General features: G+C 67.8%; 17 protein-coding genes and 1 tRNA gene. 11 read left to right on the top strand and 7 right to left on the bottom strand.

Annotated features, from left to right (window positions below):
- Positions 1-21 precede the first annotated feature (21 nt).
- Positions 22-612: a TetR/AcrR family transcriptional regulator gene (locus C6A86_RS22620; protein WP_105361839.1), complete on the bottom strand. Its 591-nt coding sequence runs from the start codon at positions 610-612 to the stop codon at positions 22-24.
- Between the two features lie 155 nt (positions 613-767).
- Here C6A86_RS22620 and C6A86_RS22625 point away from each other — a divergent pair.
- From C6A86_RS22625 to pth, 8 genes are all read left to right on the top strand, one after another.
- Positions 768-839, top strand: a tRNA-Gln gene (locus C6A86_RS22625).
- Positions 840-956: 117 nt separating this feature from the next.
- Entirely contained in the window at positions 957-2,348 is a 1,392-nt protein-coding gene (glmU, locus tag C6A86_RS22630) for a bifunctional UDP-N-acetylglucosamine diphosphorylase/glucosamine-1-phosphate N-acetyltransferase GlmU (protein ID WP_233212868.1), read from the top strand.
- Positions 2,349-2,436: 88 nt separating this feature from the next.
- Positions 2,437-3,417 (top strand): ribose-phosphate diphosphokinase, encoded by a 981-nt coding sequence (locus tag C6A86_RS22635; RefSeq protein WP_105361837.1) that lies wholly within the window; start codon positions 2,437-2,439, stop codon positions 3,415-3,417.
- Position 3,418: 1 nt separating this feature from the next.
- Complete coding sequence (gene arsC / locus C6A86_RS22640; protein ID WP_105361836.1) at positions 3,419-3,757, top strand: arsenate reductase (glutaredoxin); 339 nt, start codon at positions 3,419-3,421, stop codon at positions 3,755-3,757.
- On the top strand, positions 3,754-4,425 hold the full coding sequence (locus C6A86_RS22645; RefSeq protein ID WP_105361835.1) for an LpqN/LpqT family lipoprotein: 672 nt from the start codon (positions 3,754-3,756) through the stop codon (positions 4,423-4,425). Before arsC ends, C6A86_RS22645 begins: the two co-directional genes overlap by 4 nt.
- A 14-nt stretch (positions 4,426-4,439) precedes the next feature.
- Positions 4,440-5,306 carry an oxidoreductase gene (locus C6A86_RS22650; protein WP_105361834.1) on the top strand — a complete coding sequence of 289 codons (867 nt, stop codon included), beginning with the start codon at positions 4,440-4,442 and terminating at the stop codon, positions 5,304-5,306.
- A gap of 122 nt (positions 5,307-5,428) precedes the next feature.
- Positions 5,429-6,094, top strand: a complete 666-nt coding sequence (locus tag C6A86_RS22655) for a 50S ribosomal protein L25/general stress protein Ctc (protein WP_311100875.1) — start codon at positions 5,429-5,431, stop codon at positions 6,092-6,094.
- Positions 6,095-6,115: 21 nt separating this feature from the next.
- Positions 6,116-6,691: an aminoacyl-tRNA hydrolase gene (pth, locus tag C6A86_RS22660; RefSeq protein ID WP_105362321.1), complete on the top strand. Its 576-nt coding sequence runs from the start codon at positions 6,116-6,118 to the stop codon at positions 6,689-6,691.
- A 9-nt stretch (positions 6,692-6,700) separates the two neighbouring features.
- On the opposite strand, the gene C6A86_RS22665 is transcribed toward pth, so the two are convergent.
- The 6 genes from C6A86_RS22665 to C6A86_RS22690 all read right to left on the bottom strand — a co-directional run bounded on the left by C6A86_RS22665 (position 6,701) and on the right by C6A86_RS22690 (position 13,574).
- On the bottom strand, positions 6,701-7,363 hold the full coding sequence (locus C6A86_RS22665) for a DUF998 domain-containing protein (protein WP_105362320.1): 663 nt from the start codon (positions 7,361-7,363) through the stop codon (positions 6,701-6,703).
- A gap of 99 nt (positions 7,364-7,462) precedes the next feature.
- Complete coding sequence (locus C6A86_RS22670) at positions 7,463-9,100, bottom strand: fatty acyl-AMP ligase (RefSeq protein WP_105362319.1); 1,638 nt, start codon at positions 9,098-9,100, stop codon at positions 7,463-7,465.
- A gap of 275 nt (positions 9,101-9,375) precedes the next feature.
- Positions 9,376-10,338 carry a 4-(cytidine 5'-diphospho)-2-C-methyl-D-erythritol kinase gene (locus C6A86_RS22675; protein WP_105362318.1) on the bottom strand — a complete coding sequence of 321 codons (963 nt, stop codon included), beginning with the start codon at positions 10,336-10,338 and terminating at the stop codon, positions 9,376-9,378.
- A 221-nt stretch (positions 10,339-10,559) separates the two neighbouring features.
- Complete coding sequence (rsmA, locus tag C6A86_RS22680) at positions 10,560-11,498, bottom strand: 16S rRNA (adenine(1518)-N(6)/adenine(1519)-N(6))-dimethyltransferase RsmA (protein ID WP_105362317.1); 939 nt, start codon at positions 11,496-11,498, stop codon at positions 10,560-10,562.
- Positions 11,495-12,622, bottom strand: coding sequence for a resuscitation-promoting factor (locus tag C6A86_RS22685; RefSeq protein ID WP_105362316.1), 1,128 nt, complete (start codon positions 12,620-12,622; stop codon positions 11,495-11,497). The genes rsmA and C6A86_RS22685 overlap by 4 nt, the downstream gene beginning before the upstream one ends.
- A 121-nt stretch (positions 12,623-12,743) precedes the next feature.
- Positions 12,744-13,574: a TatD family hydrolase gene (locus tag C6A86_RS22690; protein WP_105362315.1), complete on the bottom strand. Its 831-nt coding sequence runs from the start codon at positions 13,572-13,574 to the stop codon at positions 12,744-12,746.
- Between the two features lie 25 nt (positions 13,575-13,599).
- On the opposite strand from C6A86_RS22690, the gene metG reads away from it, so the two are divergent.
- From metG to C6A86_RS22705, 3 genes are all read left to right on the top strand, one after another.
- Positions 13,600-15,186: a methionine--tRNA ligase gene (gene metG, locus C6A86_RS22695; RefSeq protein WP_105362314.1), complete on the top strand. Its 1,587-nt coding sequence runs from the start codon at positions 13,600-13,602 to the stop codon at positions 15,184-15,186.
- Between the two features lie 82 nt (positions 15,187-15,268).
- Complete coding sequence (locus C6A86_RS22700; protein ID WP_105362313.1) at positions 15,269-16,447, top strand: NAD(P)/FAD-dependent oxidoreductase; 1,179 nt, start codon at positions 15,269-15,271, stop codon at positions 16,445-16,447.
- Positions 16,444-17,328, top strand: a complete 885-nt coding sequence (locus C6A86_RS22705; RefSeq protein ID WP_105362312.1) for an RNA polymerase sigma-70 factor — start codon at positions 16,444-16,446, stop codon at positions 17,326-17,328. The genes C6A86_RS22700 and C6A86_RS22705 overlap by 4 nt, the downstream gene beginning before the upstream one ends.
- Positions 17,329-17,340 lie beyond the last annotated feature (12 nt).

A 17,340-nucleotide genomic window follows, 5' to 3' on the forward strand; every position in this document is an offset into this window, starting at 1 on the left:
GAATCTCGCGCCGGGGGCACGCTAATCCTCGAGCTTGGGATCCGGCTCCAGGTGCGTCAGCCCGTTCCAGCACAGGTTGACCACGTGCGCGGCCACCACTTCCTTGGGCGGCTCACGGACATCGAGCCACCACTGCGCGGTCATCGAGACCGATCCGACCAGCGCCTGGGCGTACAGCGGGGCCAGGTCGGGGTCCAGTCCACGCCGGGAGAAGTCACCGGCCAGGATGGAGGCCACCTGGTTGACCGCGTCATTGAGCAGCGTCGCGTAGGTGCCCTCGGTGATGGCCGCCGGGGAGTCACGGATGAGGATGCGGAACCCGTCGGTGTGTTCCTCGACGTAGGTCAGCAGCGCCAGCGCCACCAGTTCGACGCGCACCCGGGAGCGGTTGTTGGTCAGCGAGGCGGTGATCCTGTCCAGCAGGGTGGACATCTCCCGGTCGACGACGACGGCGTAGAGGCCTTCCTTGCCGCCGAAATGCTCGTAGACGACGGGTTTCGACACGTTCGCGCGCTGCGCGATCTCCTCGACGGAGGTGCCGTCGTAGCCGCGCTCGGCGAACAGCGACCTGGCGATCTCGATGAGCTGTTGACGACGTTCGCTGCCGGTCATCCGGGCGCGAGGCGCACGAGTCTCTTTATCAGGTGCGGCCACGAGCTCAGCCTAATCCCCCGGTCGCTTCGCTCCTGCCCGCCGTCTCATCCCCCGGTCGCTTCGCTCCTGGCCGCCGGGCCCAACGCCTTCGACTAGAGTCTCGGGTTGATCAGTCCGTCGTGGTGTAATCGGCAGCACCTCTGATTTTGGTTCAGATAGTTCAGGTTCGAGTCCTGGCGACGGAGCATCGAGCGAGGCTTGCCGAGCGAGCAGGCAGCACAGATTGCCGAGCGACCATCGGAGGATCCTTGACAACCACCGAAACCGCCGTGATCGTGCTGGCCGCCGGCGCGGGCACCCGGATGCGCTCGGCCACCCCCAAGGTGCTGCACCCCGTGGGCGGGCGCAGCATGCTGGCCCACGTGCTGCATGCACTCACCACACTGACGCCCAGCCACATCGTCGTCGTGGTCGGGCACGGGCGCGACCAGGTGAACGACGAGGTGACCAAAGTCGCCGCCCGCACCGACAGCCGGATCAGCACCGTGGTGCAGGAGGAACAACTCGGCACCGGGCATGCGGTGAGCGTCGGACTCACCGGTCTGCCCGATGACTTCGCCGGCACCGTCGTCATCACCACCGCCGATGTGCCGTTGCTCGGCGGCGCCACGCTGGCCACCCTGGCCGCCGCGCATGCCGGTGCCCAGGCGACCATCCTGACCACCACGCTGGACGACCCGACCGGGTACGGCCGCATCATCCGCGATGCCGATGGCGCGGTGGCGGCCATTGTCGAACAGGCCGACGCCGATGACGCCCAGCGCGCCATCGACGAGATCAACTCCGGGGTGTACGCGTTCGACGCCGCCGCCCTGCGCACGGCGCTGACCCGGCTGAGCACCGACAACGCCCAGGGCGAGCTGTACATCACCGATGCGGTGGCCATCCTGCGCGCCGAGGGGCACACCGTGCGCGCCCAGCATGTCGCCGACACCATCGAGGTGTCCGGGGTCAACGACCGCGTGCAGCTCGCCGCGCTGGGCACCGAGCTGAACCGCCGCACCATCGAACGCCACCAGCGGGCCGGGGTGACGATCATCGACCCGGCCACCACTTGGATCGACGTGGACGTGGAGATCGGGCCCGACACCGTCGTGCATCCGGGCACCCAGCTGCTAGGCGCCACCGCGATCGGCACCGACTGCACCATCGGGCCGGACAGCACACTGACCTCCATGGAGGTCGGTGACGGCGCGACGGTCGTCCGCACCCACGGCGAGCTTTCGGTCATCGGCGCGGGCGCCACCGTCGGACCGTTCACGTACCTGCGCCCAGGTACCGAGCTGGGCGCGGACGGCAAGCTCGGCGCGTTCGTCGAGACCAAGAATTCCACCATCGGCACCGGCACCAAGGTGCCGCACCTGACCTATGTCGGGGACGCCGACATCGGCGAGCACAGCAATATCGGCGCCTCCAGCGTCTTCGTCAACTACGACGGTGAGACCAAGCGGCGCACCACGATCGGCTCCCATGTCCGGACCGGTTCGGACACCATGTTCGTGGCGCCGGTGACCGTCGGGGACGGCGCCTACACCGGGGCGGGCACCGTGCTTCGCGACGATGTTCCGCCCGGTGCGCTGGCCGTCTCGGACAACACTCAGCGCACCATCGAGGGGTGGGTGCTGCGCAAACGCCCAGCAAGTGCCTCCGCCGACGCCGCACGCAAGGCCGGGGCCCCCGAACCCGACGCCTGATGTTGGCATTCTGGTAACCCGGCCACGACCGGCCAGGAAAGCTACGTACGATTGGCGCGTAATCGACCCGACTGGCGAAGGCACCTAAATGAGCCACGACTGGACCGACAACCGTAAGAACCTGATGCTCTTCTCGGGTCGGGCCCACCCCGAGCTGGCCGAGCAGGTGGCCAAGGAGCTCGACGTCCCGGTGACCGCGCAGACCGCGCGCGACTTCGCCAACGGCGAGATCTTCGTCCGGTTCGACGAATCGGTGCGTGGCTGCGACGCCTTCGTGCTGCAGAGCCATCCCGCGCCGCTGAACCAGTGGCTGATGGAACAACTGCTCATGATCGACGCGCTCAAGCGCGGCAGCGCCAAGCGGATCACCGCGATCCTGCCGTTCTACCCGTACGCCCGTCAGGACAAGAAGCACCGCGGCCGTGAGCCGATCTCGGCCCGCCTGGTCGCCGACCTGTACCAGACCGCCGGCGCCGACCGCATCATCACCGTCGACCTGCACACCGACCAGATCCAGGGCTTCTTCGACGGCCCCGTGGACCATATGCGCGCCCAGAAGCTGCTCACCGGCTACATCGCCGAGAACTACGCCGACGCCGACAAGGTCGTCGTCTCCCCCGACTCCGGCCGGGTGCGCGTCGCCGAGAAGTGGGCCGACGCCCTCGGCGGTGTCCCGCTGGCCTTCATCCACAAGACCCGTGATCCGCTGGTGCCCAACCAGGTCAAGTCCAACCGGGTCGTCGGCGAGGTCAAGGGCAAGACCTGCATCCTGACCGACGACATGATCGACACCGGCGGCACCATCGCCGGCGCGGTCAACCTGCTGCGCCAGGACGGGGCGAAGGACGTGATCATCGCCGCGACGCACGGCGTGCTGTCCGACCCGGCCGCGCAGCGCCTGGCCGACTGCGGCGCCCGCGAGGTCATCGTCACCAACACCCTGCCGATCAACGAGGAGAAGCGGTTCCCGCAGCTCACCGTGCTCTCGATCGCGCCGCTGCTGGCCAACACCATCCGGGCGGTGTTCGACAACGGTTCGGTCACCGGACTGTTCGACGGATCCGCCTAGCGTGTCGCGAATCCTGCACAACCCGAAGTGCTCGACCTCACGCAAGACCCTGGAACTGTTGCGCGAGACCGGTATCGAACCCGAGATCGTGCTGTACCTGAAGACCCCGCCCACCAGGGCCGAGCTGGCCACGATGATCGCCGACGCCGGGATCGACGTGCGTGCGGCCGTCCGCAAACGTGAATCCCTCTACGGTGAGCTGGGTTTGGCCGACGCTTCCGATGAGGAGCTGCTCGATGCCATGGCCCGGCATCCGATCCTGATCGAGCGCCCGTTCGTCGTCACCGACAAGGGCACCCGGCTGGCACGTCCGATCGATAAGGTCCGCGAGATCTTGTGAGAGCTGCACTTGCGGTGGTGGCGGCTGCGGCGGCGCTGCTCACCGGCTGCGGCGCGGCCACCCCGGACTACCAGTCGCTGCTGGCGACCACCCCGAGCCGGCCCACACCCACCACCTCCGAGGAAACGGTCCCGCTCTCGGCGTACCTGGAGAGCGTCGGGGTCAAGGGAGAACCGGTTGCCCCGGAGAAACTCACCGATCTGGCGGTGACGGTGCCGCGCCCGAAGGGCTGGCAGGACTACACCAACACCAATCTGGCGCCCGGCACCCGGGTGATCGCCGACGGCGAAACCTATCCGACGGCCATGCTGATGGTGTTCACCCTGGACGGCGATTTCGACACCGCCGAGGCGCTCAAGCATGCCGACGTCGACGCGGAGATATCGGAGAACTTCAAGAAGCTCAACGGTTCTCGCGACGACTTCAAGGGGTTCCCGTCCTCGATGATCGAGGGCACCTATGACGTGGGCGGGCAACGCATGCAGGCCTACAACCGCATCGTGTTCGCCACCGGGAAGATGCCCGCCAAACCCGCCCCGGGCCAGCTGGAACCCAAGGCGCAGAAATACCTGGTGCAGCTGACCATCACCAGCTTCGCCGACGACGCCGAGTCCAAGGGCGCGGCGATCGAGCAGATCATCTCCGGGTTCGACGTCTCGGCCAAGTAGCTACCCTGGCCACCATGAGTTCATGGACCGCCGCAGACCTGCCCTCGTTCGCCGGCCGCCGCGTCATCGTCACCGGTGCCAACAGCGGGCTCGGGCTGATCACCGCCCGCGAACTGGCCCGGGTCGGGGCCTCGGTGGTGCTCGCCGTCCGCAATACCGCCAAGGGCGATGACGCCGCCGCCACGATGACCGGTGACGTCACGGTCCGTGTGCTCGATCTGCAGGACCTGGCCTCGGTGCGCGCCTTCGCCGATCAGACCGAGGCGGTGGACGTCCTGGTCAACAACGCCGGCATCATGGCCGTGCCGTACGCGCAGACCGCCGACGGTTTCGAGAGCCAGATCGGCACCAACCACCTCGGTCATTTCGCGCTGACCAACCTGCTGCTGCCCAAGATCACCGACAGGGTGGTCACGGTGTCCTCGATGATGCATCTGCTCGGCGTGATCAGCCTCAAGGACCTGAACTGGCGCTCGCGCCCGTACTCGGCATGGCTGGCCTACGGGCAGTCCAAACTGGCCAACCTGCTGTTCACCAGCGAGCTGCAACGCAAGCTGACCGCCGCCGGATCGCCGGTGCTCGCCATTGCCGCGCACCCCGGATATTCGGCGACCAACCTGCAGGGCCAGACCGGCAACGCCACCGGCGACAAGTTCTGGAAGGCCGCCAACCGGATCGCCACCGACGCCGACTTCGGGGCCCGGCAGACGTTGTACGCGGCGGCCGCCGACATCCCCGGGGACAGTTTCATCGGCCCGCGGTTCGGTATGGGCGGACCGACCGGCCTGAGCCCGCGCAGCCCGCTGGCCCGCAACCCCCGGACCGCTGCCGCCCTGTGGGCGCTGTCCGCGCAGCTCACCGGGACCGAATTTCAGATCTGAGGGTGCTCTGGGATAGCCTGAGGCCCATCACGGCGAGGGTGGCCCGGCCACCGTTATCGACGGGAACTTCTCTGTTCTCCCTGGCCGTGCTTTTCACCACACCGGCACAGGAGTAACGACACATGGCCAAGACCTCGGCCCCCAACAAGCTGACCGCGACCGTGCGTACCCGCACCGGTAAGGGCGCCTCGCGCCAGGCCCGCCGCGACGGCCTCATCCCCACCGTGCTGTACGGCCACGGCACCGATCCCCAGCACCTGGAGCTCAACGCGCGCGACTTCGCCGCCGTGATGCGTCACGCCGGCACCAACGCCATCCTGACCCTCGACATCGAGGGCACCGAGGCGCTCGCGCTGACCAAGGCGCTGGACATCCACCCGGTGCGCCGCAACATCCAGCACGTCGACCTGCTCGTGGTGGTGCGCGGTGAGAAGGTCAACGTGGACATCAACGTGCTCGTCGAAGGCGAAGCGGCGCCCGGCACGCTGGTCACCCAGGAAGCCAACACCATTGCCGTCGAGGCCGAGGCGATGTCCATCCCCGAGCAGATCACCGTGTCGGTCGAGGGCGCCAAGGTCGGCACCCAGATCACCGCCGGCCAGCTCGAGCTGCCCACGGGCGTCAGCCTGACCGTCGATCCCGAGACCCTGGTGGTCAACGTCGTCGCGGCCCCGACCGCCGAGGACCTGGACAGCGATGGCGCCGGCGATGCCGACGACGCTGCTGCTCCGGCCGCGGACGACGCCGACGGCGAAGCCGCCGAGGGCGAAGCCGAAGCTGCCGAATAGCTCCGGGTAGCACTGCGACTCATGGCCGAACCGTTGTTGGTGGTCGGCCTGGGAAACCCCGGGCCGAACTACGCCAAGACCCGGCACAACCTCGGTTTCATGGTCGCCGACCTGCTGGCCGGGCGCATCGGCTCAGGTTTCAAGGTGCACAAGAAGTCCGGTGCCGAGGTGACCACAGGTCGCCTCGGCAACCGGGCTGTTGTACTCGCCAAACCTCGGGTCTACATGAACGAGTCGGGCCGCCAGGTCGGCCCGTTGGCGAAGTTCTATTCGGTGTCGCCCGCCGATGTCGTGGTGTTGCACGACGAACTCGATATCGATTTCGGCCGGATCCGGCTCAAGCTCGGCGGCGGCGAGGGCGGCCACAACGGGCTGCGCTCGGTGGCGGCCGCGTTGGGCACCAAGGACTTTCAGCGGGTCCGCATCGGGGTGGGGCGTCCACCCGGCCGCAAGGATCCGGCGGCCTATGTGTTGGAGAACTTCTCGACGATCGAACGCCCGGAGGTCCCGATCATCTGCGAGCAGGCCGCCGACGCGACCGAGCTACTTCTCGCCCAGGGCCTGGAGGCCGCGCAGAACACCGTGCACGCCTGGTAGCCGGACCGCTCAGACCGATTCCAAGCGCTTGGCGGTCGCGAACTCCCCGCGGATCAGCCAGATCCCCAGCGCGATCACCGCGCCCACCTCGAACGCGACGATCCCGCGTTCGACGATGCCGAGCGGGATGATTCGATGCCAGCGCAGGTCGGTCACCATGCTGACCGCGATGGCGCCGGACAACACCGACAGCCAGGCAATGGAACCGTAGGCCAGCCAGACCGCCGGTCGGGCCTGCCGGTGCCTGCGGGCGATCGCCAGCACCGCGGCGGGCAGCGACACGAAGGCCAGCAGCGTGGCCACCCGGTGGATCGATCCGCTGGTGCTGGGCCCGATCTCCCAGTTGTGTTTGGGGAAGGCGGCCACCCCGAGGAGCCCGATCACCCACAGCGCCATGAGGATCGAGCCGAACGAGATCGGAGCCACCACTCCGGCGCGAATCAGCCCGGCCAGCAACAGCATCGAGCCGACGGCCAGGGCCAGCACGCCGACCAGGAAGGCCCAACCGCCCCCGGTGTAGACATACTCGGAGATGGTGGCCATGCGCAGGGTCCGACCGGGCCGGTGGGACTCGCCGCCGAGGACCGCGTCCAGGGTCAGGATGGCGACCACCGAGATCGCGGCGCCCAGCACCGCGATCCAGCCGAACAACGCATGAGAAGCACGGTCCATCAGACCAGGGTACGGACAGACCGACGGTGGCGAGCGTGCACAAACTCGGACTGTGCCGCGGTGTGTTGCCCGCAGACACGCACGCTCGCGAAAAGGAGCCTAGCCCGTGACGAGAGCCACCGAGTTGGCCCGACGCAGCTTGCCCGACGGGGTCTTCGGGATGGTGCCCGGCCCGAGCACGACGACGTTGCGCGGACGCACATCGACCTCGGTCACCACTTCGTGGGCGACCTGGTGCTCGATGCGGCGCACCTCGGCCAGATCCTGGTAGTGATTGGATTCCACTGCGACGGCGAAGGTTTCGCGCGAATGGCCGGCGTCGAGGCGCACCGCGACGGCGCAACCGGGGCGCACACCCTCGACGCGGCCCGCGGCACGTTCGATATCGGTCGGATAGATGTTGCGGCCGGCCATGATGATGACGTCCTTGACGCGACCACACACGACGACATTGCCCTCGTCGGTGATGTAACCGAGGTCGCCGGTGTCATACCAGCCGTTCTCGTCCTGGGTCGGCAGGAAGCCGGCCATCGTGATGTAGCCCGGGGTGACCGATTCACCACGCAGCTGGATGACACCGACGCCACGGGTCGGCAGCACGGCGCCGTCCTCGTCGACGATGCGGGCCTCCAGGTCGTTGAGCAGCGGGCCCAGCGACGCCAGCCGGCGGGTGTTGCCCTTGCCCGACGGCACCGCTCGGCGCAGCGCGGCCAGCAGGTCGGCGTCGACCTCGTCGACCACCAGGCCGGCGTTGCACGGTGAGAAGGACACCGCCAGACAGGTCTCGGCCATGCCGTAGGCGGGCAGGATCGCCGTCTCCGACAGCCCGAACGGCTTGCCCGCGTCGATCAGGTCCTCGACATCGGCGGGTTCGACCGGCTCGGCGCCTGACAGCGCGAAGCGCAGGGTGGACAGATCGAACTCGCCCGGCTTGGCCTGGCGGCGCAGACGCTTGGCGAACAGCGCGTAGGCGAAGTTCGGGGCCGCCGTCATGGTGCCCTTGTACTTGTCGATGAGCTTGGCCCACAGCAGGGTGTCGCGCAGGAAGTCCATCGGCGTGACCTTGACCAGCTCGGCGCCGAAGTACATCGGGATGGTGAGGAAGCCGACCATGCCCATGTCGTGGAAGCAGGGCAACCAGCTGACCATGACGTCGGTGTTGACGTCGTATTCGGCGCCGATGAACATGGCCTCGGCGTTGGAGAAGATGTTGCGGTGGGTGATCTGCACGGCCTTGGGAGATCCGGTGGAGCCGGACGTCAGCTGCATCAGCGCAAGATCGTCCTCCCCGGTCTCGACCGGATCGATCGGGTCGGCGGCCAGCAGGTCGGAGACGACGAGGACCTTTATCCCTTTTTCTTCGAGCACCGGGATCGCCACGATGAACGGTTCGGAGACGATGACGGCCTTGAGCTCGATCATGCCGATGACGGTCATGGTGTCTTCGGCCCACACGACGAGGTCGGTACGCGGCGTCGGCTGGTGCAGCATGGTGAGGCTGCCGCCGCGCATCCACACGCCCTGGGCGGTCGGCGCGATCTCCACCGGGAAGCCGGCGAGCACACCGACGGCGTCACCGGGCCCGATACCGGCCGCGGCGAGTCCACCGGCAACCCGGCGGGCGCGTTCATGTACCTCGGCCCAGGTGTGGCGGACCGGCTCGTACGGTTCGCCGGTGACCATGCCCCGCTCGCTCTCCCGGGCGCTGCGGTACATCTTGTCGGTGAATCGGCTCACGACGACCTCCTCGGTGTCTGGGTCCGGGTCGGCTGCGACCTCGGCGCCAGTTTCCTTGCGCGTTTCCCTATATTCCGCCTGCTAGCACCCTCTTTGAGAGAGGCGCGCACGCACAATTGGGAAGCAGTTGTGTCTCGAAACGGTGATGGCCAGCCGGTAACCCGCACTCGTTTCCGCGTGCGGGTTTCCACCAGAGCCCATCTTAAAGAACCCTTAAGTAACTGCCAAACTCTCGGACCGATCGAGACATGTGTCACAACGCAAGAATGTTTGACTCACCGCGCGGTATCGGGCACCACCCGGGCACCGTGGACGGGGCCACTGGCCACCCGCACGGTGCGGCACACCCCGGCGCCGGAGAGCGCGGTCCCGACGTCGACCGCGGCGGACTCCGACGGACACAGGAAGGCGCAGGTGGGCCCCGATCCGGAGATGATCCCGGCCAGCGCCCCGGCCTCGTCACCGGCGCGCAGGGTGCGGCGCAGGTCCGAGCGCAGGCTCAGCGCGGCGGGCTGCAGGTCGTTACCGAGCAGCGCGGCCAGTTCGTGCGGGTCTCCGGAGGCCAACGCGGCCAGCACCGGTTCGGCGTCGTCGAGCCGCGGTGGCCCGCCTCGATCCGGGGTCTCGCGCAACCGGTCGATCTCACCGAACACCGCGGGCGTGGACAGTCCCTTGTCGGCAAAGGCCAGCACCCAGTGGAAGGTGCTGCGGGCCAGGACGGTCGCGAGTTCCTCACCGCGGCCGGTACCGAGTGCCGTACCGCCGTGCAGGGCGAAGGGCACATCGCTGCCGAGCTGGGCGGCCAGCGCATGCAGATCGCGGCGCGGCACGCCCAGCTGCCAGAGGTGATTCATCGCCACCAGTACCGCGGCGGCGTCACCGCTGCCACCTGCCATCCCCCCGGCGACCGGGATCGACTTGGAGATGGAGATCGCGACATCGGGGGCCCGGCCGACGTGGTCGGCCAGCAGTAAGGCGGCCCTCCAGGCCAGATTGCGCTCATCGGTCGGCAGCGCCTCGGAGCCCTCACCCGACATCGTCAACGACAGCACGTCGGCGTCGCGCACGGTGACGTCATCGAACAGCGACACGGCGTGGAAGACGGTGGTGAGCTCGTGATAACCGTCATCACGGCGATCCCCGACCGCCAGATAGAGATTGACCTTGCCGGGGACGCGCACCGTGACCGAACCGGTGGGCACCCACTCGGTGGCGGTATCGCCGTCGGATGCAGACACCGGACGACACTACCGCCACGCTTGGGACGCCGAGCGGATAAGCGCTGAGATACCCCTCGTCAGATCCCGCCGCTGTCGATCAGGCTAGTGTTTGCCCGCGCAGTGTGTCAAGGATCACAAACTGAACCGGTAGGAGTACCGCTCTGCGCGATGAGAACGGTCGATGTCGGGCGACGACCACCAAGCCCGGAGCGACCCGGGCGGCGAGAGAATTTGCCAGGTTAGCTGCGAGCCGAGTCGGTGGCGCGCTCGGATTCGCTGACCGCCGGCTCGGGAGCCGGGGCCGGCGCGGGCGGCGCCATTTCACCGGAGCGTTGCAGCAGCCGCACGAAATCCGCGATGGCCAGGGTCTCGCCGCGGCGAGCCGGGTCGATACTCGCCGCCAGCAGACGTTCGGCGGACTCGTTGCCGGAACCGGCCCACTCGGCGAAGGCATTGCGCGACGTCTTGCGGCGCTGCGCGAAACCGATGTCGATGAGCTCGAAGACCTGCTCGCGGAACGAGGCGTCGGTCGGCCACGGGGACGACTCGTAGCGGTCGATGCGGACCAGCCCGGAGTAGACCCGCGGGATGGGCCAGAACACCGTCGGCGAGACCATGCCGTAACGGCGGACCTCACCGTAGAAACGCACCTTGGCACTCGGTACGCCGTAGTCCTTGCCACCGGGCTCGGCGGCGAGCCGCTCGGCGACCTCGGCCTGCACCATGACCATCACGGTCTTGATGGACGGGAACTCGGCCAGCAGGTGCAGCAGCGCCGGGACGGCGATGTTGTACGGCAGATTGGCGACCAGCGCGGTGGGTAGCTCGTCGACGTCATCGGCCTTGAGCGTGAGAATGTCGCGGTTCAGCACGGTCAGCCGGCCGATCTCGCTGTGCGAGTGGTTGGCGATCGTCTTGGGCAGCTGGCGGGCCAGCACCGGGTCGATCTCGACCGCGGTCACCCGGGCGCCCCGGTCGAGCAGGCCCAGGGTCAGCGAGCCGAGGCCCGGACCGACTTCGATCACCGAGTCCTGCCGATGGATACCGGACGCGGACACGATGCGCCGCACGGTATTGGCGTCGTGGACAAAATTCTGTCCGAACGCCTTCCTCGGCCGGAAGTCGATCTCCCGGGCCAGATGCCGTATCTCGGTTCGCCCGAGCAGTCGGATCGTCACGATGACCCCAATCTGGCGCTACATGTTGGCCAGGCACCCCAACCCTGACGTGCCCTCGTCACTTCAGCTATCGCGATCTGTTCTTCGCGCGTCGCCAAATCTGCCCGCTGAGCATAGCGCAGACCACCCTGTCGCTCCCAGGTGTTTTGATCAAATTGGACGCCACCGAAATATCCGTTGCCGGTGTTGATAGCCCAGTTACCACCCGATTCACACCCGGCGAGCGCATCCCAGACGTGACCGTTCGATACCGGCGGCACCTCGGTGCCGGGTTTGGTGCCGACCCTCAGCACAGCTTGGCGCGCCGGATTGAGGACGACATTGGCTACTGGCAACCGTCCCGTCTCGACCCCGTTGACCTCGGCGACAGCAAACGTGACGTCCTGCAGACCCGGGGCGCCCGGATCCTCGACGACCTGGCGACTTTGATTCAGCGTCGGATCCTCGATCCGGTTGCTGGGCGGCGGCAGCGGCACCTGCGCCGTCACCTTCTCGATGCGGACACGCGTCACGTCGATGCGCATACCGTCGATGACCGGTGAGGACGCCGCCGGAACGACGGTGTCGCGCTGCTGCAGCGGCACACCGGCCGCCTCCAGCAGACCGCCGACGTTCGGGGCGGCCAGCCGGACGGTGCTGAGTTTGCCACCGTCGTTCAGTTCGACGGTTTTTGCGCTGACCACGGGCAATGACATTCCGGCCAGTGGCAGACGACTGCCGCGCGACGCGGCGGCGGGCGCGGTGTCGGTCATCGAAAGCTGCGCGAGCGCCTCCTGCACGGTCGCCGCCGTGGTCCACACCTCGGTGCTGTTCTGGCCGTCCATGGAGATCTGCAGGGGGCGGCTGCGACGCAGCACGATGGCATCGGTGTCGGCCACGGACGCGTCGGCGGCCGGGAATAGATCGTCACGCTCACCGACGGTGTAACCGTTCTCCTCCACCACGTCGATGACCCGCGATTTCATGGTGGCCACGGTCAGCTGGGTGCCGTCGACGGTCAGCGACAGCGTCTTGTGTGAGGTCACCGCGACACCACCGGCAAACACCAAGGTGAGCAGCAGTGCGCCCACCAACAAACGGAGTGCAGGCGAGCGCGATTCGTGGAGCTTGTTCAACACATTCACTGATTTCGATTCCCGACTCATGAGTGCGGCACGTGAGCAGCCAGGATGACCGTCCGCATTCGATAACAGGACGGTAACGAAGTTCGGTCAACCGCGCCAACTGGCCACGGTATCCAACGGGTCACACCAACCCATAAACGCGCATCGCATTCGCGGCGGTGATCTCGGCCAGTTCGGCTGCCGGCCGATCGAGCACATCGGCCAGCGCCCGCACCGTGTACGGCAGGCAGTACGACTCGTTGGGCGCACCGCGGTACGGGTGCGGGGTGAGGAACGGGGCGTCGGTCTCCACCAACAGCAATTCGGCGGGGACCACGGTGGCCGCCTCGCGCAGCGCGTGGGCGTTGCGGAAACTGACCGTCCCCGACAGGCTGACCATCCACCCGTGGGCCGCGCAGACCCGCGCCATCGCGGCATCGGACGAGAAGCAGTGGAAGATCACCGTCTCCGGCGCCCCCTCCGCACGCAGCACGTCGAGCACCTCGGCATCGGCGTCGCGGTTGTGGATCATCAGTGGCTTGCCGGTCCGCTTGGCCAGGTCGATGTGCCAGGCGAATCCCTCGCGCTGCTCCGCGGGATCCGCGCAGCCCTCCAACCGGCCCGGCCAGTACATGTCCATACCGGTCTCCCCCACCGCCACCACCCGCGGCGCGGCGGCCAACGCCTCCAGTTCCGCCTTCGCCGCATCGTCGAGGGCGTTGGCCCGCGTGGGGTGCAACGCGACCGCGGCATACACGCGTGGGTCCCAGTCCGCGGCCCGGACGGCCCAGCGTGCGGCGTCCAGGTCGTCGGCGATGGTGACCACCGCCTGCACGCCGGCCGAACCGGCACGGTCGAGGATCGCGCGCACGTCGTCGGCGGTTTCGGCGCCGCAGGCGTCGAGGTGCGTGTGAGCGTCGATCAGTGGGGTCAGCGGCTCCGGGACGGGCGGCTTCTCTCTCTTGGCGCTCACGCTGACACTTTAAGGTGAGATCCAAATGACCGAATCATTCCCCGGCGCGGGGACGCGCACCCCCGGACCGACGTACTACATCACCACGGCCATCGACTACCCCAACGGTGCGCCGCACATCGGGCACGCCTACGAGAAGACGGCCACCGACGCGATCGCGCGGTTCAAGCGGCTCGATGGTTTCGATGTCCGGTTCCTCACCGGCACCGACGTGCACGGCCTCAAGATGGCCGAGACCGCGGCCGCCGAAAGCCTGCCCACCGCCGATCTCGCGCGCCGCAACTCGGATGTGTTCCAGGGCATGCAGGAGAAGCTGAACATCTCCTTCGACAGGTTCATCCGCACCTCCGATGCCGACCATTACGAGGCGTCGAAGGCGATCTGGCGTGCGATGAACGAGTCCGGCGACATCTATCTGGGCACCTACGCCGGCTGGTACTCGATACGCGATGAGCGTTTCTTCGCCGAGGACGAGACCGAGCTGCTGCCCGACGGGTCCCGTATCGCCACCGAGACCGGTACGCCGGTCACCTGGACCGAGGAACAGACCTACTTCTTCAAGCTGTCCGCATACGCCGACCGGCTGCTCGCCCTCTATGAGGAGCACCCGGAATTCATCGGGCCCGATGTCCGGCGCAATGAGGTGGTCAGCTTCGTCTCCGGCGGGCTGCGCGACCTGTCCATCTCACGCACCACCTTCGACTGGGGCGTCCCGGTACCCGATCATCCCGATCACGTCATGTACGTGTGGGTGGACGCACTGACCAACTATCTGACCGGCGTGGGCTTCCCCGACACGGCGTCCGAGTCGTTCCAGCGGTACTGGCCGGCCGATCTGCACGTGATCGGCAAGGACATCATCCGGTTCCACACGGTCTACTGGCCGGCGTTCCTGCTGTCGGCAGGTATCGCCCTGCCGCGCAGAGTGTTTGCGCACGGCTTCATCAACGTCAAGGGCGAGAAGATGAGCAAGTCGGTGGGCAACGTCATCGACCCCATCGCGCTCGTGGACGCCTTCGGTGTGGACCAGGTGCGCTACTTCCTGCTGCGGGAGGTGCCGTTCGGCCAGGACGGCAGCTACAGCGAGGAAGCGATCATCGGCCGGATCAACGCCGACCTGGCCAACGAGCTGGGCAACCTCGCGCAGCGCTCGCTGTCGATGGTCGCCAAGAACCTCGACGGCACGGTGCCCGCGCCGGGTGAGTTCACCGCCGAGGACTCGGCGCTGCTGGCGCTTGCCGACGCACTGCTGCCGCGGGTGCGTGGTCACTTCGACGAGCCGGCAATGCACCTCGGGCTGGAGGCGATCTGGTCGGTACTCGGTGCGGCCAACCGGTACTTCTCCGCTCAGGAGCCCTGGGTGCTGCGCAAGACCGACGAACAGCGCTTCGCCACCGTGCTCTACACAACGCTGGAAACCGTGCGGATCGCCGCGCTGCTGATCCAGCCGGTGATGCCGGTGTCGGCAGGCAAGCTGCTCGATCTGCTCGGTCAGCCCGCCGACCAGCGCGACTTCACCGCGATCGGCACCCGGTTGGTCCCCGGCACCGCGCTGCCGGCGCCCGAAGGAGTGTTTCCCCGGTATCAGGCCCCCGACAAAGATACGGAGTGATCTGAGCCACAATTACCACCACGGTGTCACACTCCGGGCGGCGCCGGTGTCTTGAGGGCATATCCGAGAAAAGGAGAACCTCATGAACAACCAGCGCACCAACGTCGTCGTCATCGGTGGCGGGTATGCGGGCGTCATCGCGGCCAACCACCTGCGCCAGAACCCCGATGTCGCCGTCACCCTGATCAATCCGCGAGCCGAATTCGTGGAGCGGATCCGGCTGCACCAGTTGGTCACCGGCTCCGATGACGCCGTGGTGGACTACGCCGAGATCCTGGGCGCCGACGTCCGGCTGCTCGTCGGCACCGCCGAGCGCATCGACGCCGCCGCCCGCACCGTCACCGTCGCCGGCGACACGGTCGGCTACGACTACCTCATCTACGCCGTCGGCAGCACCGGCGCTGCACTGAACGTGCCCGGCGCCACCGAATTCGCTTATCCGATATCGGAATTCGAGCACGGGGCGCCGCTGCGCGACGCCATCGCGGGGATCCGTGCCGGTGAGCCGGTGACCGTGGTGGGCGCCGGACCGACCGGCATCGAGATGGCCGCCGAGCTCGCCGAAGCAGGGCATGCCGTGACGCTGGTGTGCGGTGGGGTGCTCGGCCCGTACCTGCATGCCAAGGGCCGCACCTCGGTGGCCAAGGTGATGCGCACACTCGACGTCACCGTCGTCGAGGGGCCTGCGGCCACGGTGACCGAGGTCCGCGACGGCTCGGTGCTGCTGGCCGACGGGCGCGAACTGCGCAGTGCCGTGACGATCTGGACGGCGGGGTTCGGGGTGCCGGATCTGGCGGCCCGCAGCGGGCTGGCCACCGACGCCCTGGGACGGCTGCTGACCGACGAGACCCTGACCAGTGTCGACAACCCCTACATCGTGGCGGCCGGTGACGCTTCCGCACCGTCGGATCTGCCGCTGCGGATGAGCTGCCAGGCGGCGATCCCGCTCGGCGCCCAGGCCGCCAACACGGTGCTGAGCCGCATCGCGGGCACCGAGCCCGCGGTGATCAACCAGGCCTTCACCGGCCAGTGCATCAGCCTGGGCCGCGGCGCCGCCACCATTCAGCTCGCCCATCTCGACGACCGGGTGATGCCGCTGTACCTGGGCGGGCGGGTCGCGGCGACGGTCAAGGAGGCGGTCTGCAAGGGCACGGTGTCCTTCCTGGCCAAGGAGGCCCGCAAGCCGGGCTCGTACTTCTGGCTCAAGGGCGGCAAGCGGGCGCAGCGGGTGGCCGACGCGAAGGCCGCCGCCGTCCGATGAACGAGCACGCAGACCGGTTCACCGCGCTGCGGCCGCTGCTGTTCACCATCGCCTACGAAATCCTCGGTTCGGCAACCGAATCCGACGATGTCCTGCAGGAAAGTTACCTGCGCTGGGCGGAGGTGGACCTGGACACGGTGCGCGACACCAAGTCCTATCTGGCTCAGCTGGTGACCCGGCAGTCGCTCAACGCGTTGCGCGCCCAGGCCCGCCGCCGCGAGGAGTATGTGGGTCCCTGGTTGCCCGAACCGCTGCTGGTGGACACGCAGGACGCCGGCGCGGATGTGGTGCTCGCCGAGTCCGTGTCCATGGCGATGATGGTGGTGCTGGAATCGCTGACCCCCGACGAACGCGCGGTGTTCGTGCTGCGCGAGGTGTTCGGCTTCGGTCACGACGAAATCGCGTCAGCGGTCGGCAAATCCGCGGGCGCGGTGCGCCAGATGGCGCACCGCGCCCGCGAACACGTACATGCCCGGCGCAAACGTTTCGAGCCCGTCGACCGGGCCACCAGCGAACAGATCACCGTGCAGTTCTTCGCGACCGCCGCCACCGGGGACGTGAGCGCCCTGATCGAACTGCTCGCCCCGGACGTGGTGTGGACGGCCGACAGCGCGGGCAAGGTCAGCGCCGCCCGACGGCCGGTGCACGGCCCCGATCGGGTGGCCCGGCTCGTGATCGGGCTGTTGCGGATGGCCGGCGAGGAGGGCCGCGTCGAGTTGGCCACCTACAACAACGCCCCAGCTCTCAAGCTCTACCTGGGCGACAGCTTCGAAGGTGTGATCACGATCGAAATCACCGAGGGCCGGATCTCGCACTTCTATGCGATGCGCAACCCGGAGAAGCTGACCACCGCCACCATCCCGCGCGCCATCAGCCGTTAGCTTCTGACAGGC

Source organism: Mycobacterium sp. ITM-2016-00316, from assembly GCF_002968335.2.
Lineage (GTDB): Bacteria > Actinomycetota > Actinomycetes > Mycobacteriales > Mycobacteriaceae > Mycobacterium.